Below are 19,099 nucleotides of genomic sequence, written 5' to 3'. Positions count from 1 at the left end.
TGGCCAGGAAATGACTGAAGGTCACAAAACAGAACGCGGATTCTGTATAGGAAAAATTATTGACCAATAGTCGAATAGCACATATAACATAGTGCGGATGATTTCGACTGCTGGTCGAAAAAGTCAGCGGATAGAAAGAAGTGAGGATATGGAAAAGAAACTGGGAAAATTTGTCGTCAAGAATAAAATCCTGATTCTGATCGTATCTGTACTGCTTCTGATTCCTTCGGCAATCGGCTACATTCACACGAAAGTCAACTATGATATCCTGACTTATCTTCCGGATACCATAGAGACCATGAAGGGGCAGGATATCCTGAAGGAAGAATTCGGGACTGGTGCCTTCTCCATGTATATCGTGGAAGGAATGCCGGACAAGGATGTTCAGAAGCTGGAAGATCAGATCAAGGAAGTTCCGGGTGTCAAGAATGTCATCTGGTATTCCGATGTGATGGACATCAGCATTCCGAAAGAGATGCTTCCAGATGATATCTATGAAGCATTCAACAATGGGGATGCGACGATGATGTTCATCCTGTTCGATGATACGACATCAGCAGACGAGACAATTGAAGCAGTCCGCGAGATCCGCAAGCTGTCGAATGAGCAGTGCTTCGTCAGCGGCATGAGCGCCGTGCTTGTGGATACGCAGGATCTGGCAGAGAGCGAAGCACCGATCTATGTCATGCTGGCAGTGCTCTTATGCTGCATCTCGCTGATGCTGTCGATGGACAGCTACCTGGTTCCGTTCCTGTTCCTGGCATCGATCGGCATGGCCATCGTGTACAACCTCGGCACAAACCAGATACTTGGCAGCATCTCCTATATCACCAAAGCACTTGCGGCAGTCCTTCAGCTTGGCGTGACGATGGACTACAGCATCTTCCTGTGGCACAGCTATGAGGCAGAACTGGAAAAAGGCAATGAGCGGAACGATGCGATGGTGAAGGCAATTGATGAAACACTGTCTTCTATTCTCGGATCTTCGATCACGACGATCGCCGGCTTCATAGCCCTCTGCTTCATGAGCTTCCGGCTTGGCATGGATCTTGGCCTGGTGATGTCGAAGGGCGTGCTGTTCGGTGTGATTTCCTGTGTCACGATTCTTCCTGCGCTGATTCTCGTGTTTGATAAAGCGCTGAACAAGACCAGACATAAGGCCGTGCTCCCGGATCTGAAGGGCATTGGCAAGCATGTCACAAAGCATGCATATAAGTACATGGTCATTGCCCTGGTTCTTCTGATCCCGGCAATCTACGGATATGTCCATATCCCGGTGTACTACAACCTTGGCGGAACGCTTCCGAAGACTCTGGACAGCAGCATTGCCAATGAGAAACTCGAAACCCTGTTTGACGAGAATGCAACTCATATCCTGATGGTTCCTGCTGATGAATCGGCCAAGGACATCAAGAAGATGTCTTCGGAAATGGAAGATGTCGATGGCGTGAAGTGGGTGCTGGGACTCGATACCGTCAAGGGATCCGTAATTCCGGATGACATGATTCCGGATGATCTGAAGAGCAGTCTCAAGAGCGAGAACTGGCAGATGATGCTCATTGGCAGCAAATATGCGGTCGCCACTGATGAGGTCAACAATCAGGTTACGGAACTGACTGCCATCGCAAAGAAATACAACAGCAATTCCATGCTGATCGGAGAAGCGGCAGCTACCAAGGATCTGATCTCCGTTACGGACCATGACTTCAACTGGGTATCTTCCGTATCGATCGGCATCATCTTCCTGATCATTGCCATCGTATTCCGCAGTGCTTCGCTGCCGTTCATCCTGATTGCAACGATTTATCTTGGCATCACGATCAACATGGCAGTGCCGTTCTTCACCGGCCGTGAGGTGCCGTTCATCGCCAACATCGTCATCGGAACGATTCAGTTAGGATCTACCGTCGACTATGCAATCCTGATGACAACGCGCTATCGCCGTGACCGCACGAGAGGCGTTGAGAAGCAGAAAGCAGTTGAAGATGCAGTGCAGGCAAGTGCAAAGTCCATTCTGGTCTCTGCAATGAGCTTCTTTGCAGCAACCTTCGGAGTCGGCATGTATTCCAATATCGATGTCATCCGTTCGCTCTGCATCCTGATGGCAAGAGGCGCAATCATTTCCATGGGCTGTGTCATCTTTGTCCTGCCGAGCTTGCTGCTTACATTCGATAAGCTCATCACCAAAACATCAAAGCCTCAGAGAGGCTGATCCATCCAGCAGAAGGAGAAGAAATCTATGAACAAGAAACTGAGCAAAGTTCTTCATACCGGAATTGCGGCAGCGATGATGCTGAGCATGGGCAATTTCGAGGTATTCGCAGAAGAAACAGATTCAAAGAATAATGGCGGAAACGAAACGGAAACGACTTCCGGCAATACAGAAAAGATCAGCATCAATAATGACAGCAATACCGAAGGAAAAGATGAAACGGTCTATGTCATCACGGATGCGTCTGGCGAAAAGCAGAATGTCATCGTCAGCGACTGGCTGAAGAATGGCAGTTCTTCGGATATCATCAAAGACTACACAACCCTGAAAGATATCGTGAACGTAAAGGGAGATGAAACCTACAGCACGAACAATGATGGTTCTATTTCCTGGAACGCAGAAGGCAATGATATCTACTATCAGGGAACCACGGATGCAGAACTACCGGTAGCGGTGAAAATCAGCTATCAGCTGGACGGTGCAGACATCTCTGCAGAAGATCTTGCCGGCAAGAGCGGACATGTGACCATCCGTTTCGACTATGAGAACAACAGCACCAAGGATGTCACGATCAATGGCAAGAAGACAACAATTAAGACTCCGTTTGCCATGGTGTCAGGACTTGAACTTCCGAATGATAAATTCTCGAATATCGAGGTTGAAAACGGAAAGGTAATCTCAGAAGGTGACAATGCATTTGTCATCGGCATGGCATTCCCTGGTCTCAAAGAAAGCCTGGATCTCGATGATGACAAAGATCTGAAAGACAAGATCGGCGATATTGAGATTCCGGAGTATGTTCAGATTGAAGCAGATGTCACGGACTTCTCGCTTGAGATGACCATGACACTCGCTTCTTCAAGCTTCCTGTCTGATCTGAAGGTTGATGATGACGGAACCCTGGATGAGCTCAAGGATGATATGAATACCCTCCAGAGCTCTGCCCAGGAACTGGTTGATGGGACACAGACCTTGAAAGATGGAACAGGTGATCTGGTCAGCGGCGTGAACAGACTGAAGAGCGGTTCTTCTGATCTGAATGATGGTGCAAAGCAGCTGGCAGATGGTCTTGTCACCTTTGACAATACACTTGCGTCCAATGCGAAAGATGCAGAAACCGCATCTGCAGCAGCTCAGAAGAAAGCAGAGGCCATGATTGCAAGCCTCGAAAAGCAGCTTGCAAATCCGATGGCGCTGGTCAAGCAGCTGCAGCAGAAGGGAATCCTCACCGAAAAGGVAGAACTCAATCCGGATGTTGCCAAGAAACTGATGGACCTTGGGGTTCTCCAGAAGGACGGCAAGATCAATGACCAGAAAATCGAAGAGCTAAAAGAGATGATTTCTTCTCTTCAGAAGGCGGGAGTAATTAACGCAGATGGTACTCCTTCTGCGATAGTGACAGGTCTTCTGAAGACTTCAGGAGTCATGAATGAGAGCGGTATAATCGATCCCCAGAAACTTCAGGCACTGATCGGTACTCTTGTACAGACTGGAACAATTGAGCAGACTGGTTCCCTGACACCCGAGACAAAGGCAATTCTGAATAGCCTTGGCGTATTGGATGCAAACGGCAATCTTGATGCAGCAAAGTATGCAGAGGTCAAGGAGACAGGAGATCTGCTCCTTACCCAGCTGACTCAGGCACATGTGCTGACAGTGGATGCTTCCACCGGCAGCGTTTCGATGAACGAAGATCTGATCACGACTCTTGCCAAGCTAGGTATTGTGAAAGTGAATCCTAAGACCGGTAAGCCGGAAGGAGGGATTGATCCAAAGGAACTTGAGACTGCAATGCAGCTTACATCCCTGGTGGATCAGCTGAAGCAGACTGGTGCTGTCAAAGGCGACAAGCTCAGTGACACGTATGCTTCCCTGATCAGTCAGAACATCATTGATCAGAAGGGCAATCTTACTGAGGAAGCAAAGAAGAATCTGACTCAGACCATCGCCACATTGACTCAGCTCGGCGTAATTGATCAAGATGGAAATCTGGATCAGGGAAAGCTTGCCCAGCTCACTGCACTTCCTGCGGAGCTTAAAGAGCTCGGGCTGGTCAAGGATGATGGTATGGTGAATGCGGAAGCAGTTACTCTGCTTACAAATCTGCAGAGTCAGCTAGCTTCAATCGGCTGCATGGATTCAGATGGAAACGTTAACTTGGATAGCATTAAATCATTAGTTGATCAGCTGGAAACGGCTGGAATCATTAATTCCGAAACCCATAAGGTTGATCCGAATGTGACTAATGCTTATAAGACTCTGCTTGAGAATCTGATAAATGCTGATCTCATCACCTCTAAAGGACTGAATACGGATGCCATTTCCAAATCTCTCCCTACTGTACTAAGCCTCATGAATAATGAATTGATTAATGCTGATGGAACGTTGAATACGTCCAGCCAGCAGGCAATTACGGGATTGCAGCAAGCAGGGCTGATTAGTATTAATTCAGATGGAACAGTAGTGCCGACAGATACTGGAAAGAAAATTGTCGGACTGGCTCAGCTTGCAGCTAGCGCAGGCTTGATCAAAAAAGGCGATATAGTTTACACAGAAGATACGGATGCTCTGCAGAGCAAGTCTGAGCTGGTTTCTCTTGCACAGGGTCTTGGAATTATTACTACCGATACCAATGGAACAACTTCGCTGAATACGACGAAAGTTCAGAACCTGATGAGTCTTCAGACGCAGCTTAAGGATGCTGGTCTGCTGAATTCTGATGGAACCCTCAATACAGATAAGATTACACAGCTTTCCAATATGTCCGCGCTAGTCAAGAAGCTTTCGGCTGCTGGGATCATGGATGAGCAGGGTAATGTGAACAAAGCTAAGCTTGCTGCATTCGTAGCATTCTGTGCAGAAGAGCCGGATGATACGAATACGGCAGCTGCAGATACAGCGACTGCTCAGGAGAATGCTGATACTCAGACTTCTGCTGCTGAAGAAAAGCAGGAGATTGCAGTGACTGAAGAGAAGCAGGAGGCTTCAGATACCTCTGCAGATCAGAGCACTGCAGAAGCTCAGCCGGCTGCTGAAGACAGCAAAGCAGATGCTGCTGTAACGGAAGAGGCTGCACCGGCTGAAACAGATACAGATGAAGCAGTGAATGCAGAAACCGCTTCCGATGAAACTGCTCAGACGGGTGAATCTTCTGATGCAGACCAGAAGATTGCAGAACTGAAAGCACAGCTTGCTCAGAAAGATGAAGAGATTGCACAGCTGAATGAACAGCTTGCTGCTGCTAGTAAAGCTGTTGAAGATGCGAATGCAGCTGTGACTCAGGCTAATCAGGAACGCGATGCGGCTAACCAGGCAAAGGCTGATGCAGAAGTCAAGCTTGCAATTACACAGCAGGCTCTGACTGCTGCAACAGCAGATAAGACAGGAGATTCCGGATCTGATAATACAGCAGCTGATAACAGTGCAGTTACCCAGAGTGCAGATATGAGCAATTTGACACCTGCTCAGATGGCTGCAGTCCTTGATTCGTCCAGTTCTGATACAGGTGACTTCTCTCTGACAGAAGAACAGATTAAAGCAATTCTGACAGAATACACGAAGACAGTTGCTGAAGCTGCCGGACAGGCTGGCGCAAAGCAGGCAATTGATACGATTCGCTCGAATGCGGATTACAAGAAACTGATCGATGGTGCTCGTCAGCTCAGTGATGGTGCTTCTGAACTGAACAGCGGCGTGAATACACTGCAGACTGGGGCTCTCCAGCTTGATGATGGTGCTCAGGAACTGCTGGATGGCATGACCAATTTCAAGGAAGAAGGTATTGATAAGCTAGCAGATCTCTTCGGGGATAATCTGACGGATGTGATTGATCGTCTGAAGGAAGTCTGCGATGCTGGTGCAGAGTACAGCAGCTTTGCGGGCAATGATGATAACGGAACGAATACCGTGAAGTTCATCTTCAAGACGGATGCGATCAAGTCAGCTTCTGACAGTGAGAACTGATCACAGCAGAAGGGCGGAGAAATCCGCCTTTTGCGTATCAGAAAGCAGAAAAACGAGTGTTGACGGTAGCGATTGGCGTGTGCTACATTAGTTAAGCATTTGAGGAGTTTTTCGTTATGGCAAAGGACGACAAGGTTATTCTGGCATGCAGCGTATGCCTGTCCAGGAACTACACGACTTCCCGGAAGAAAAACAGCACCAAAAGACTGGAGCTTATGAAATACTGCCCGAAGTGCGGTAAGAAGACGCTCCATAAGGAAACCAGGTAGGAGGCTTCATATAGTATGGATAAAACGTTCAGCTGGAGCGGTATTAAAAAGGAAGCGAAGCGGGTTCGCTGGCCGAAGACAAAAGATACGATGTCTAATACCGGAGAAGTTGTGATTTTTACGGCTTTCTTCGCTGTATTCTTTGTTCTCTGTGATCTTCTGGTAAGCGGACTGATTCAGATGATCGGAATCGGAGCGTAATCATGACAGAAGAGAAGAAGATCAATCCGGTAATTGATGACGAGCACGAAAAGCGCTGGTATGTAGTCAATACGTATGCCGGACATGAGAACCGTGTCAAAGAAAATCTGGAAAAGCGTGTGGAGTCCATGGGCATCCAGGACAGCCTGTTCCGGATCGTCGTTGCGGAAGAGCCTGAAATTGAGATCAAGAATGGCAAGACCATAGAGAAGATGAAGAACATGTTCCCGGGATATGTCTTTGTGGAAATGAAGATGACCGATGAAGCGTGGTATGTTGTCCGTAATACGCCAGGAGTCACCGGATTCATCGGTTCTTCCGGCGGCGGTGCTAAGCCGTTCCCGGTTTCTCCGGTAGAGATGGAATCCATTCTGAGAAGAATGGGCCAGAGCGATAAGAAGGTCACCGTCGACTTTGAGGTTGGCGATATGGTCAAGATTCTGACCGGACCGTTCTCCGGCATGGAGGGCAAGGTCAGTGCGATGAATGATCAGACGCAGACTGCAAGTGTCATGACAATGCTGTTCGGCCGTGAGACGCCGACGGATATCGCATACAACGATCTCGAGAAAGTAAAAGAGTAATCTGAAGCCGTTTTCCTGCATTGGAAACGGCTTTTTTCGACTTTCAAAAAGGACTTGAAACAAAGGGGAGTGAATGGTATATTATTGGAGCACGCCTCAATAGCTCAGTCGGCAGAGCATGCGGCTGTTAACCGCAGTGTCACAGGTTCGAGCCCTGTTTGAGGCGCCATTTTTATGAAATAAGCCAAACTTGCCTGGCTGAATAAGGAAGGGACTGCTGGTGCAGTCTTTTTCTTTATATCTGAATGAAAAGAATTGCAGAATATGGAAAATATTTCAGAAAAATCTGAAAATTATATGAATCAAAGTGTTGAAATGGTGAAACCGTGACTCTATAATAGGAACATCTTCTTCAGAAGATAGAAAACGAGGGAAGGAATTATGAAGTTTGAAAAGTTCTTCAAAGGAGGACTGGCGGTTGCGATGGCAGCGTCATTAGCAGCCTGCGGAAGTTCTTCCAGCACATCGTCCTCGACCGCTGCAGCTTCTGACACTGCGGCAGCCGAATCTGCTTCTGCTGCTACTGCAGCTACCAGCTCCAAGCCGTTTGTTCTCGGTGGTTCCGGTCCTATTACCGGTGACGCTGCAGTGTATGGTCTGGCTGTCATGCATGGCGCTCAGATCGCTGTTGATGAGATCAACGCAGCTGGCGGCAAGGTAAGCTTCGATTTCCATTTCGAAGATGACCAGGCTGATGGCGAGCAGGCCGTTTCTGCTTATAACACTCTGGTTGATGATGGCATGCAGGTTTCCCTGCTGACCACGACTTCCGGTGCTGGCCAGTCGGTTGCTCCGCTGTACAAAGAGGACAATATCTTCGCAATTACTCCGTCCGGGTCTTCGACCGCAATCGTATACCAGGATGCGACCAATGAAGCAAATCCTTATGGCAATGTTTTCCAGATGTGCTTCACGGATCCGAACCAGGGCCGTGCTTCGGCAGACTATATTGCAGAACATAGTGATCTTGGCACTAAGATTGCTGTCATCTACCGCAACGATGATAACTATTCCAATGGACTTTATACGAAGTTCATGGAAGAAGCTGAAGCTAAGGGACTTTCAATTGTCTATCAGGGTGCGTTCCAGGAAGGCACCACCGACTTCTCGGTTTACATTCAGGGCGCTCAGTCAGCTGGTGCTGATCTGGTATTCCTTCCTATTTATTATCAGCCGGCTTCTCAGATTCTCTCAGCAGCTAGCAATGCTGGCTATGCTCCGACCTTCTTCGGATGCGATGGCATGGATGGAATCCTGACTCTGGAAGGTTTCGATACTTCTCTTGCTGAAGGACTGTATATGCTTACACCGTTCTCTGCTGATGCTTCAGATGAGAAGACACAGAGCTTCGTTACCAAGTACAAGGAAGCTTATGGTGATACTCCGAACCAGTTCGCAGCTGATGCTTATGACAGCGTTTATGCAATTGCCCAGGCTCTTGAGGCTTCTGATGTGACAGCTGATTCTTCCACCGATGATATCACAGCTGCTCTGATTGCACAGTTCACCTCGATGACATTCGACGGCATTACCGGTACTGGTGTCACATGGTCTGCTGATGGTACAGTTTCCAAGGATCCGAAGGCTGTTGTGATCAAGGACGGTGCTTACGTCAGCGCTGAGTAATACAGGATTTACTGAATAAGATCATGGAGGCTGCCAGCACGCACTTGCATTGGCAGCCTCTGTTTCGCATATGATAATAGTAGAGGGAGGTAACAGCATATGATGTCTTTTCTGTCATACCTGATCAGCGGACTCGGACTGGGAAGCGTATATGCGATTATCGCTCTGGGCTACAGCATGGTTTACGGCATTGCCAAGATGCTGAACTTTGCCCATGGCGATATCATCATGATCGGCGCATTTGCCGCATATTTCTGCATATACACGTACCATCTGCCGGTATTCGTCGCAGTCATTATTTCCGTGGTGGTCTGCACGGTACTTGGTGTAGTGATTGAACGGCTTGCTTACAAGCCGCTCCGCGAGGCTTCGAGTCTTTCGGTTCTCATCACGGCAATCGGCGTATCCTACTTCCTGGAGAACGCTGCGATGATGCTGTGGGGAACGGATACGAAGATTTTCCCGACGATTCTGAGCGGTTCTCTGAATGTCGGGGGAGTCAATATCTACTACACAACCCTGGTCACGATTGCAGTCTGCATTGCCATCATGCTGGTACTTACCTGGTTCATCAACAACACGAAAACCGGACGTGCGATGCGTGCATGTTCTGAAGATAAGGGTGCTGCTGCTCTGCAGGGAATCAACGTGAACAAGATCATCTCGATCACGTTCGCGATCGGTTCCGGCCTTGCGGCAATTGCAGCGATCCTGCTTTGTGCGACGTTCCCTTCTGTCTATCCTACCCTCGGTTCCATGCCTGGCATCCGTGCTTTCACGGCTGCTGTTCTCGGCGGCATCGGTTCGATTCCAGGCGCATTCCTCGGAGGAATGCTGCTGGGTGTCATCGAGAACCTCTCGAAGGCATATATCTCTGCACAGCTCTCTGATGCCATCGTGTTCGGCGTCCTGATTGTCGTGCTTCTTCTGAAGCCGGCCGGACTGCTTGGCAAGAAGGTCAATGAGAAGGTATAAGGAGGAGACCGTATGAAGAAGAATGCACTTTCATCTATCTTCGGACCGAAAGTCAGGAAGCGTACGATCTCCTATGTACTGGTTCTTGCCTTGTTTGCAGTGGTTCAGATTCTGAGATCCTCGGGTTCCCTCTCTCGCCAGATCACTTCCCTGCTTGTGCCGGTCTGTGCTTATACGGTTGCGGCAATCGGCCTGAATATGAATGTCGGTGTTTCCGGAGAGCTGAACCTCGGCCAGGCCGGTTTCATGAGCGTCGGCGGATTCAGTGCCGTCGTATGCTCTTCCGTTCTTTCAGGTTCTGTTACCAGCGGTCCGGTCAGACTGCTGATCTCGATCGTTGTCGGCGCATTGATTGCAGGCGTGATCGGCTGGCTGATCAGTATTCCGGTCTTGAAGCTGGAAGGCGACTATCTTGCGATTGTCACCCTGGCATTCGGCCAGATCATCATGGCGCTGATCAACAACATGTATATCGGCTATGACAGCACCGGGCTTCATTTCTCGTTCGTGAATAACACGCTGAAACTTGGCGAGGGCGGAGTCATGATCGTCAGCGGCCCGATGGGAACTGCAGGCATTCAGACCCTCTCAAGCTTCACTGCCGGCGTGATTCTGATCGTCATCGCCTTGATCATCGTCTACAACCTGATCTATTCCAAGAGCGGCAGAGCCATTCAGGCATGCCGTGACAACCGCATTGCGGCAGAGACCATCGGCATCAATGTCGCCAAGACCAAGACGCTTGCCTTTGTGGTATCGGCTGGTCTGGCCGGGGCCGCCGGTGCGCTTTACATGCTGAACTATTCTTCTGTTGCGGCAACTAAGTTCGACTTCAATACTTCCATCCTGATCCTCGTTTATGTCGTGCTTGGCGGTCTTGGCAATATGACCGGAACGATCATCTCCACAATCGTGCTGGTGATGCTGCCGGAGATGCTGCGCTTCCTGTCCAGCTATCGTATGCTGATCTATGCACTCGTGCTGATTGCGATCATGCTGATCTCCAATAATGAGAAGCTGAAGACCTGGGCAGAAGAATTCAGGGAAAAGCACTTTTCAAAGAAAGGAGTGAAGACCAATGAGTGAAGTCAAGTCTGAAACTCCGGTTCTTGAAGTAAAGGAACTCGGAATCGATTTCGGCGGTCTGACAGCTGTCAATGATCTGAACATGTATGTGAAGCCGGAAGAGATCTATGGTCTGATCGGCCCGAATGGTGCCGGCAAGACAACGGTATTCAACATGCTCACAAGAGTCTATCAGCCTTCCCGCGGCAAGATCTATCTGTGCGGAAAAGATACGGACGGCATGGATACGATCGCCGTGAACAAGGCAGGAATTGCCCGTACGTTCCAGAATATCCGTCTGTTCCAGAACATGACGGTTCTCGATAACGTCAAAGCAGGTATGCACAATGCAATCACGTATTCTCCGTTTGACAGCATCATCCGCTCTGGCAGATTCCGTCAGCAGGAGAAAGAAGTCGAGGAGAAAGCACTCTCCCTGCTTGAGATCTTTGAACTGAAAGACGAAGCAGATACCGTTGCTGGTTCGCTTCCGTATGGTCCTCAGAGAAGACTTGAGATTGCAAGAGCGATGGCTACGGAACCGAAACTGCTGCTTCTGGATGAACCGGCCGCCGGCATGAACCCGCAGGAAACCGAGGAACTCATGAAGATVATCCGGTTTGTCAGAGATCATTTCCATATCTCAATTCTTCTGATCGAGCATGATATGCGTCTGGTCATGGGCATCTGCGAAAGGATCACAGTCCTGAACTACGGCACGCTGCTTGCCCAGGGCACGCCGGCAGAGATCCAGGCGAATCCGGAAGTCATCAAGGCTTATATAGGAGATTAGTGAATATGCTGAAAGTGGAAAATCTGGTCGTGCGCTATGGCATGATTGAAGCAATCAAGGGAATCTCCTTCGAAGTCAATGACGGCGAGATCTGCACGCTGATTGGTGCGAACGGTGCCGGCAAGACGACAACGATGCATACGATCTCAGGTCTTCTGAGACCGGCATCCGGAAAGATCGAACTGGATGGGGTTGATATCACGAAGGTCCCGAACTACAAGATCGTCGAGATGGGTATTGCCCAGTGTCCGGAGCGCCGCCGCGTATTTGCGCAGCAGACGGTTGAGGACAACTTGATTCTCGGAGCGTATACCCGCAAAGACAAAGACGGTATTGCCGCAGATATGAAGAAGGTCTATGAGCTCTTCCCGCGTCTTCTGGAGCGCAAGAAGCAGCTTGCCGGAACGCTGTCCGGCGGCGAGCAGCAGATGCTGGCCATGGGCAGAGCGCTGATGGCAAAGCCGAAGATCATCCTGCTGGATGAGCCTTCCATGGGTCTTTCTCCGTTACTGGTCAAGGAAATTTTCCATATCATCGAAGATATCAACAAGCAGGGCGTCACGGTGCTTCTCGTTGAGCAGAACGCAAAGATGGCGCTTGCGATTGCTGATCGTGCATACGTGCTGGAAACTGGTAAAATAACATTGCAGGGAACCGGAGCGGAGCTTGCAAACGATCCGCGGGTCCAGAAAGCATATCTCGGAGGCTGATCATTATGTATGTTAAGGATTTCATGACGAAGAATCCGGTTGTCATCACCAAGGATACTTCCATTCGCAAAGCACTCGATCTGATGGCACACCATGATTTCCATCGTCTGCCGGTTGTTGATGAAAACGGCAAGCTGATCGGATTGGTCACAGGCGGACTCGTAGACGAAAGCACAGGCGTGAAGTCCACGTCGCTGTCGGTCTATGAGCTGAATTATCTGCTGCAGAAGACACCGGTTTCCGACATCATGATCACGGATGTCGTCACGATTGATCCGGACGCCTTTGTCGCAGATGCCGCCAAGAAGATGATCGATCACAAGATCAATGTGCTGCCGATCATCGAGGCAGATGGAAAGATCACCGGCATCATCACGGAAAAGGATATCTTCCAGGCGTTTGTGGAGCTGCTGGGCTACGGAACTCAGGGAACCAGATTCGTATTCCATATGGAAGACAAGCCGGGCGAATTCGCAAAGGTATGCGCTCTGTTTGCACAGGAGAATGCAAACCTCGAGAATCTTGCCATTTACCACAATGCTGAGCGCGGCACGGAAGTAGTCGTGAAGGCAACCGGCGAAGTCTCTGTCGAGAAGATGCGCCAGGTTCTGGTCGATGCGGGATATGAGATCACGGATATCTTCCAGAATAAGAAAGACGGCACCACTGAGCATTTCAAGGTGAAATAAGCATTCTGCATAGCCAGGCAATGTCCTGGCTGTTTTTAGAAAGAAAAATATGAGGAGTTCTGATGGATTATTATGATCTTGTGTTCTACATTCTCGATCTCATGATTCTGATTATGGAAATCCGCATGATCCGGGTTTCGCAGAAAGTTGAGATCAGGACCAATGCTGGTCCGCGCTGGCTGATTCCGGTACTGTTCTGGGCAGTTGCAGCAGTGGGAATGTTCAATTATTCGGGTATTTTCCGCATCGCCCAGACGATTGCTCTGGTCGTGCTCGGCATCGTCTACTGGTTCATGCAGAGCGGTCTGTCCCCGGATGGCATCGTGATTATCGGAAGACTTTATCCGTGGAATAAAGTATCAAAGGTCCACATCGATGAAGCAGAGAAGAACGTGACATTCAATATCGGCAAAGGACCGGTAACTGTTCCGTTCAAAAAGGCCGATATGAAAGAAGTGCGTGCCTATATGTCCAGGCATGGCGGCATTGCAAAGAAGAATGTCAGGACCAAGTGAAGAGGTGAAAGCAGATGAATGAAGTTATCCGTGTTCTGGAAAACCGGAAGAGCGTCCGCGGCTATAAGCCGGAACTGATTCCGGAAGCAGATCTGAATCAGATTGCTGAGGCTGGTCTGCATGCCCCGAGCGGCATGAATCGCCAGTCGGCAAAGCTGGTTGTCATCACGGATCCGTCTATCATGAAGCAGCTCAGCGAGATGAATTGCAGAATCATGGGCGGTGAGAAGGATCCGTTCTACGGTGCTCAGGAGATGATTCTCGTACTGGCAGACAAGACTGCTCCTACGTATGTGTACGATGGTGCTCTTGTGATGGGCAATCTGCTCAATGCGGCTTATGCACTTGGCTATGGTGCCTGCTGGATTCATCGGGCCAAGGAAGAATTCGAGTCGGAAGAAGGAAAAGAACTTCTGAAAAAATGGGGCATTGAAGGAGAATGGGAAGGCATCGGCCACTGCATCATCGGCTATCCTGTGGATCCGATTCCGGCTCCGGTCCCGATCAAGGAAGGAAGAATCATAAGAGTCTGATTAGATTCTGCTCTTCTTCTGCAGCAATTTCTTCTTCTGATCTGTTTTCATAATAGGGAGGAAGAAAGATACGAAGAAAGCAGCTTTATTGTATGCATGCATTCTGCTTGCAGGGTGTGCAGAAAAGAATATGAATACTGCGATCGCAAATCCATGGACAGATGCTGCGACTTTGGAACAGATGGTTTCAGCAACCGGAATCTCTTTTGAGGTGCCTTCTTCCATTGAAGGAAATGCACTGTGTTCCTATCGCTATATGGAAGGCCTGGATGAAGCAGATTATGAAGGAGAGATCACGATCCGGAAAGGAAGCGGCTGTGAAGATGTGAGCGGAGACTATAACGAGTATCCGTTCAGTTTGGAAAGTGATGGAGTTCTTCTGAAAGGGATGACCGAAGGAATCTATGAGAATGCGGTCTGGAGTGCAGATGGATACAGCTATTCCATTACGATGAATCCGGGCACGGAGAACGGATTCTCTGAAGAAGTCATCCTAGGCATTGTGAATAAAGTGAAGTGAGGGTTCATGAGCGAACCATCTTATGCAGAACTGAGGGCAAGGAAAGTGCTGTCCGAGTACGGAGACAGTATTTTCAGACTGGCTTTTACGTTCGTGCATAATGCGCAGGATGCGCAGGAAGTTGTTCAGGATACGCTGATTCAGATGCTGAGATATGATCCTTCGTTTGACACGGAGAAGCAGGAAAAGGGCTGGCTGCTGAAGACAGCTGCCAACCTGAGCCGGAACAAGCTGAAGTTCAATAAAGTCCGGGAGACTGATGAACTGGATGAGCGGCTGAAGGCAGAAGAGAAACCGGATCTCGCATTTGTATGGGATGCGGTGAAGACTCTTCCGAGGGATTATCAGAGTGCGATCTACCTGTTTTATAAAGAAGGATATTCGACAAAAGAGATTGCAGAAATACTGAAGAAGCGCGAGAGCTCGGTGCGCTCCGATCTTGCCAGGGCCAGAAAGCAGCTGAAGCTGATTCTGAAGGAGGATTATGACTTTGAGGAATAAGTATGATGAGCTGATGGAAGAAGTTCATCTCTCTTCTGAGAAGCAGGAAGAGATCCTGAAGAATATTGCCGCTGCAGATCTGAAGCCGAAGAAGAGATTCTTTGCGAGATACGGAAAACAGCTGACGGCTGCAGCAGCAGTGCTTCTTCTGGCAATCGTTCTGATCCCGCAGGTGCAGATGAGATCTGCAGTGGTGAGCCAGGATTCTGCCCCCGAAGGGTTAGCGCTTGCAAGTGCGGCAGAAGAAGTGCCCGATGCAAAGACGCTGAAGAAAGATACCGGACTGACCTTCACCGAACCGAAGCTGCCGTTTGAAATCACTTCCGTGTCATATCTGAACTACGGGGATATGGCAGAAGTGATCTATACCGGAACGGGAAATGAAGCGGTCTACCGGATCGGCAGCGGAGAAGAGGACAACTCCGGAGACTATACGGAATACCAGGAAACAGAGGAACGGGAGATTACCGGGGTGAAGGTTCGGGTATCCATCGACCAGGATGGAAATCATCTGGCTGTCTGGAGCAAAGACGGAGAATCGTATTCGCTCTGCTTCACGACTTCCGTAAGCGAGGAAGAGATGAACCAGGCAGTGGAAAGCTCGTTGGAATGAGCGGGGAACTGTAAGGGCTTCCTGCTTTTTTGCGTCGACTTTTGGCCATTTCTGTGTCATATTATTGTCTAGCGAAGAGAGGCATGCATGAGTTCATCAGACGATATCAAGAAACAAAATGCCCAGCGTGCGCTAGCGATTCTTGCGATCGCAGCGGTCATCACGCTGACCATCTGGCTGATTGTGCGCCTCTTCGGAAAGCAGTTCACTGTTCTGTTCCAGATGCTGAATCGAGGCGACGAGGATGAGATTGCGGCCTACCTGAATGCCCAGGGGAAATGGCAGGGAATGCTCAGCATCTACCTGATCTCGATCCTGCAGGTTGTTTCCATCTTCATTCCGGGCATGGTGATTCAGCTGGCTGCTGGTCTGGTATACGGATGGCCAAGAGGCTTTCTGATGACCTATACCGGCTTTGTCTCAGGGAATGTGCTTGTTTTTCTCGTGGCGAGAAAGCTTGGAAGCAAAATCAATGATCTGATGCCGAAGAGTGCGAAGTCCAACTGGCTGGTAGATAAGATCAACGGGGCAAACTCTGCATTTGTGATCGGGCTTGCCTGCCTGATTCCGGGAGTGCCGAATGGCATTATTCCGTATCTGGCCTCAACGACTGATCTGACTCCGAAGAAGTTTGCGTTCGCCATTGCGGCATCGTGCTGGATTCAGATTCTCTGCAACTGCATTGCTGGTCATTTCCTGGTGCGCGGAGAATATCTGTTCATGATTCTGTCCTTTGCGGTTCAGATTCTGATTATCGTCCTGGTTGCGTCCAACCGGGAGAAAGTTCTTGCCTGGGGCAGCAAGTTCACGCACCGTCATTCCAAGTAATAGTTCCGGAAAGGAATCTGAATGAAGATTACAGTGTTTCTGGGCTCTTCTTCCGGAGCTCGGCCGGAGTTTGAACAGGAAGCGGAAGAACTAGGTGCCTGGATTGCAGATCAGGGGCACGTGCTGGTATATGGCGGTGCTTCCTGCGGCACGATGGGCAGTCTGGCCAGAGGGGCGATCCGCCATCATGGAACGGTGATCGGCATCATGCCGCAGTTCATGGTTTCTCATGGCAGGCTGCTGGATGGCCTTTCGGAAACGATCGTGGTCCCGGATATGGAAACCCGGAAACAGAAGATGCTGGAACTCGGGGAAGTATATCTGGCGATGCCTGGGGGACCGGGAACGCTGGAAGAGATCGCAGATGCATATTCGCAGGTTCGCCTTCAGATCCATCATGGAAGGCTGATCTGCTATGGACCGGATGGTTTCTGGAAGCCGCTTCAGAGTCTGATCCTGGAAATGAAAGAATGCGGATTTGCCGATCAGAATGCGGCAGATCTGATTTCTTTTCCCGGGACATATGCAGAACTGATTGAGCTTCTCACGGAAATTGCAGGAGGGAAAGCATGAGAAAAGCAGCTGTAACAGCATTGGCCGCAGTACTGGTTCTCTCCGGATGTTCAGCCGCAGAGCAGACTGCGACGTCGGCTCCGGCAGAAAGCACCGCAGCAGTTCAGAATGAAGTGACTTCTGCCAATGGATACGGACAGGGAGAAACAGGCGACCTCATTCATACGTCATTCTTCGACTGGACGGTGAATGATGCCTGGCAGACCGATGAATATGAAGGCATTACGCCTGCTGCTGAGCATTCGCTGCTGGTGGTCAATATGACGCTGACTGATACAAGGACAGAGGAATCAGTTCCGATGTATGATTCAGACTTCCAGGTTCAGTGGGGTGGATCTGAAGATACGGATTTTGCGGTTCCGGTCACTTATGAGAGTTCAATTGAAGGCGGCGAAACGATGTTTGCGGCCCAGTATACGCTGGAGCCAGGTGCGCCGGTCACGAATAATCTGGTATTCGAGGTTCCGTCGGGATATACCGACTTCTCAATGCTGTTTCAGGAATACTTCTCAGATGAATCGCTGGGCGATCTGTTCTGCGTGAAGTTCTCAGCAGTCTACCGCTGAGGCTTCTGATACAGCGTGCGGCTGACGACGATGGAGTTCGGATTCAGATATTCGCTGTTCAGAAAAGACAGATAAGCGCCTGGCGTGACAATGCCAGACAAGTCGATCAGGTTCAGATCCTTGTTGCGGATCAGCGTATCGGCCAGCAGCACGCAGTTGGTATATGTGACAAAGTACGTGCGGAACTGTCCTTTCGTGAACTTATAGAACTGGCAGTGCGTATATTCATAGACTCTGCTTGCATAGTCATGGAATCCTTCGAAAGGGATTCCTTTTTCTTCGCAGATCTGTGCTTTCGGTTTCCATGGAATCGTGCGTTCCATCATATGGGTGATATTCTGTTCCAGCTGCTTCTTTTCTTCTGCAGTCAGACAGATGCCATAAGAGAGAATGGTCTTATGCTCAACTTCGAGGTGCTGATTGCGGAACGCTTTTTCTTCCGATACCATCAGGACTCCGTCCCCATAGATGCCGAACATCTTCCTGGCCAGAGGATCATGACAGCCATAGGAATAGATCGTTCCCTGATAAGCAATATCCAGATGCCCGAGAATCTCCGGGCCTTCGCCTTTCAGGTATACATAAACGCGGAGATCAGCATCCGGTTCTTCCGGCTTGAGCTGCTGACCGGATTCCTTGATGAGCTTTGAAATCGAGATGTATGCCCGCAATGGCAGGAAGATCGAGAAGAATACCGGCATCGGAACCGAAAAAGCTCTGCGTTTTTCCGGGGTGACATCCGGGTTGGTGACCAGCAGATGATAGGCCAGAGAGATCAGGCCGCTGCCGATAAAGTAGATGCCGGCAAAGAGGGTCAGCAGATCTGTCTTCGCATTCAGGTTCCTTCCGAAAATCATGAAGATGCCGAGCAGGGCGGAAATGATTCCGGCTGCCAGCATTCCTGCTGCTCCGCGCAGCTCGTCTCTTTGATCGACGTGCCAGGTGACGAGGTACACATATGCGTGCAGCAGCATCCACCAGCCGTAGAAGACATGAACCCAGTGGAGATAATCATCCGGGGTCAGCAGCAGATATACGGCAAAGCCGACCTGGATCGCAATCAGCAGGTACTCCATCTTGCTTCCGCTCTTGTATCCCCGGATGATTGACCAGGCAAGGCCGAAAGCAGAATAAAAAGAATAGCTGATGGTCAGAATATAGAGGATGCGCCAGCCAGTGACGTGGTTGGTCAGAAACAGGATTCCGATTGCACAGACCATGAGGTCTTCTGCACAGTTTCCGATCCGATCAAACCAGTTTCTGTTCTTCATGTAGGGTATCTTAGCACGAATTGCGAAAGAGAAGCGCATGCAAGTGCTTTGCGGAATACAGAGGCGCCAAGCTGTCAAGGGCTGTACTTTCA

20 protein-coding genes and 1 tRNA gene are annotated in these 19,099 nt (G+C 49.6%); 20 read left to right on the top strand and 1 reads right to left on the bottom strand.

The window, feature by feature from the left end; all coding sequences use genetic code 11:
* The first annotated feature begins 148 nt into the window (after positions 1-148).
* The 20 genes from FYJ51_RS06675 (at position 149) to FYJ51_RS06580 (ending at position 17,736) form a co-directional block, all read left to right on the top strand.
* Positions 149-2,212, top strand: coding sequence for an efflux RND transporter permease subunit (locus FYJ51_RS06675; RefSeq protein WP_154504383.1), 2,064 nt, complete (start codon positions 149-151; stop codon positions 2,210-2,212).
* A 27-nt stretch (positions 2,213-2,239) separates the two neighbouring features.
* A complete protein-coding gene (locus FYJ51_RS06670; RefSeq protein WP_154504381.1) occupies positions 2,240-6,175 on the top strand; it encodes a BAR domain-containing protein in 3,936 nt (1,311 codons plus the stop codon).
* 116 nt (positions 6,176-6,291) lie between these two features.
* A complete protein-coding gene (rpmG, locus tag FYJ51_RS06665; RefSeq protein WP_105302534.1) occupies positions 6,292-6,444 on the top strand; it encodes a 50S ribosomal protein L33 in 153 nt (50 codons plus the stop codon).
* Between the two features lie 15 nt (positions 6,445-6,459).
* Complete coding sequence (secE, locus tag FYJ51_RS06660) at positions 6,460-6,645, top strand: preprotein translocase subunit SecE (RefSeq protein WP_154504379.1); 186 nt, start codon at positions 6,460-6,462, stop codon at positions 6,643-6,645.
* Between the two features lie 2 nt (positions 6,646-6,647).
* A complete protein-coding gene (gene nusG, locus FYJ51_RS06655) occupies positions 6,648-7,229 on the top strand; it encodes a transcription termination/antitermination protein NusG (RefSeq protein WP_154504377.1) in 582 nt (193 codons plus the stop codon).
* 93 nt (positions 7,230-7,322) lie between these two features.
* A tRNA-Asn gene (locus FYJ51_RS06650) sits at positions 7,323-7,398 on the top strand.
* A 212-nt stretch (positions 7,399-7,610) separates the two neighbouring features.
* Entirely contained in the window at positions 7,611-8,855 is a 1,245-nt protein-coding gene (locus FYJ51_RS06645) for an ABC transporter substrate-binding protein (protein ID WP_154504375.1), read from the top strand.
* A 99-nt stretch (positions 8,856-8,954) separates the two neighbouring features.
* The gene (locus FYJ51_RS06640) at positions 8,955-9,830 is read left to right on the top strand and encodes a branched-chain amino acid ABC transporter permease (protein ID WP_235897242.1); all 876 of its coding nucleotides are present in this window, start codon (positions 8,955-8,957) and stop codon (positions 9,828-9,830) included.
* Between the two features lie 12 nt (positions 9,831-9,842).
* A complete protein-coding gene (locus FYJ51_RS06635) occupies positions 9,843-10,916 on the top strand; it encodes a branched-chain amino acid ABC transporter permease (protein WP_154504373.1) in 1,074 nt (357 codons plus the stop codon).
* Positions 10,909-11,688: an ABC transporter ATP-binding protein gene (locus FYJ51_RS06630; protein WP_154504371.1), complete on the top strand. Its 780-nt coding sequence runs from the start codon at positions 10,909-10,911 to the stop codon at positions 11,686-11,688. Before FYJ51_RS06635 ends, FYJ51_RS06630 begins: the two co-directional genes overlap by 8 nt.
* 5 nt (positions 11,689-11,693) lie before the next feature.
* Positions 11,694-12,398 (top strand): ABC transporter ATP-binding protein, encoded by a 705-nt coding sequence (locus tag FYJ51_RS06625; protein WP_154504369.1) that lies wholly within the window; start codon positions 11,694-11,696, stop codon positions 12,396-12,398.
* A gap of 5 nt (positions 12,399-12,403) precedes the next feature.
* Entirely contained in the window at positions 12,404-13,087 is a 684-nt protein-coding gene (locus tag FYJ51_RS06620) for a CBS and ACT domain-containing protein (protein WP_105302541.1), read from the top strand.
* 62 nt (positions 13,088-13,149) lie between these two features.
* Positions 13,150-13,602, top strand: a complete 453-nt coding sequence (locus FYJ51_RS06615; protein ID WP_105302542.1) for a hypothetical protein — start codon at positions 13,150-13,152, stop codon at positions 13,600-13,602.
* Positions 13,603-13,616: 14 nt separating this feature from the next.
* Positions 13,617-14,135, top strand: a complete 519-nt coding sequence (locus tag FYJ51_RS06610; RefSeq protein ID WP_105302543.1) for a nitroreductase family protein — start codon at positions 13,617-13,619, stop codon at positions 14,133-14,135.
* A 130-nt stretch (positions 14,136-14,265) separates the two neighbouring features.
* Positions 14,266-14,655: a hypothetical protein gene (locus FYJ51_RS06605; protein WP_135358124.1), complete on the top strand. Its 390-nt coding sequence runs from the start codon at positions 14,266-14,268 to the stop codon at positions 14,653-14,655.
* 6 nt (positions 14,656-14,661) lie between these two features.
* Positions 14,662-15,156 carry an RNA polymerase sigma factor gene (locus FYJ51_RS06600; RefSeq protein ID WP_105302545.1) on the top strand — a complete coding sequence of 165 codons (495 nt, stop codon included), beginning with the start codon at positions 14,662-14,664 and terminating at the stop codon, positions 15,154-15,156.
* Complete coding sequence (locus tag FYJ51_RS06595) at positions 15,146-15,769, top strand: hypothetical protein (protein WP_154504367.1); 624 nt, start codon at positions 15,146-15,148, stop codon at positions 15,767-15,769. The genes FYJ51_RS06600 and FYJ51_RS06595 overlap by 11 nt, the downstream gene beginning before the upstream one ends.
* A gap of 87 nt (positions 15,770-15,856) precedes the next feature.
* Complete coding sequence (locus FYJ51_RS06590) at positions 15,857-16,597, top strand: TVP38/TMEM64 family protein (protein ID WP_105302547.1); 741 nt, start codon at positions 15,857-15,859, stop codon at positions 16,595-16,597.
* A 21-nt stretch (positions 16,598-16,618) separates the two neighbouring features.
* A complete protein-coding gene (locus FYJ51_RS06585; protein WP_105302548.1) occupies positions 16,619-17,170 on the top strand; it encodes an LOG family protein in 552 nt (183 codons plus the stop codon).
* On the top strand, positions 17,167-17,736 hold the full coding sequence (locus FYJ51_RS06580) for a DUF4352 domain-containing protein (RefSeq protein ID WP_105302549.1): 570 nt from the start codon (positions 17,167-17,169) through the stop codon (positions 17,734-17,736). Before FYJ51_RS06585 ends, FYJ51_RS06580 begins: the two co-directional genes overlap by 4 nt.
* On the opposite strand, the gene FYJ51_RS06575 is transcribed toward FYJ51_RS06580, so the two are convergent.
* Positions 17,727-19,007 (bottom strand): DUF308 domain-containing protein, encoded by a 1,281-nt coding sequence (locus FYJ51_RS06575; protein WP_154504365.1) that lies wholly within the window; start codon positions 19,005-19,007, stop codon positions 17,727-17,729. The two genes, FYJ51_RS06580 and FYJ51_RS06575, sit on opposite strands and share 10 nt — an antisense overlap.
* Positions 19,008-19,099: the final 92 nt, after the last annotated feature.

Origin of the sequence: Stecheria intestinalis, from assembly GCF_009696165.1 — a bacterium.
GTDB lineage: Bacteria > Bacillota_I > Bacilli_A > Erysipelotrichales > Erysipelotrichaceae > Bulleidia > Bulleidia intestinalis.
The sequence above is the reverse complement of the archived record's forward strand: the minus strand, read 5'-3'. Positions and strand labels throughout refer to the sequence as shown.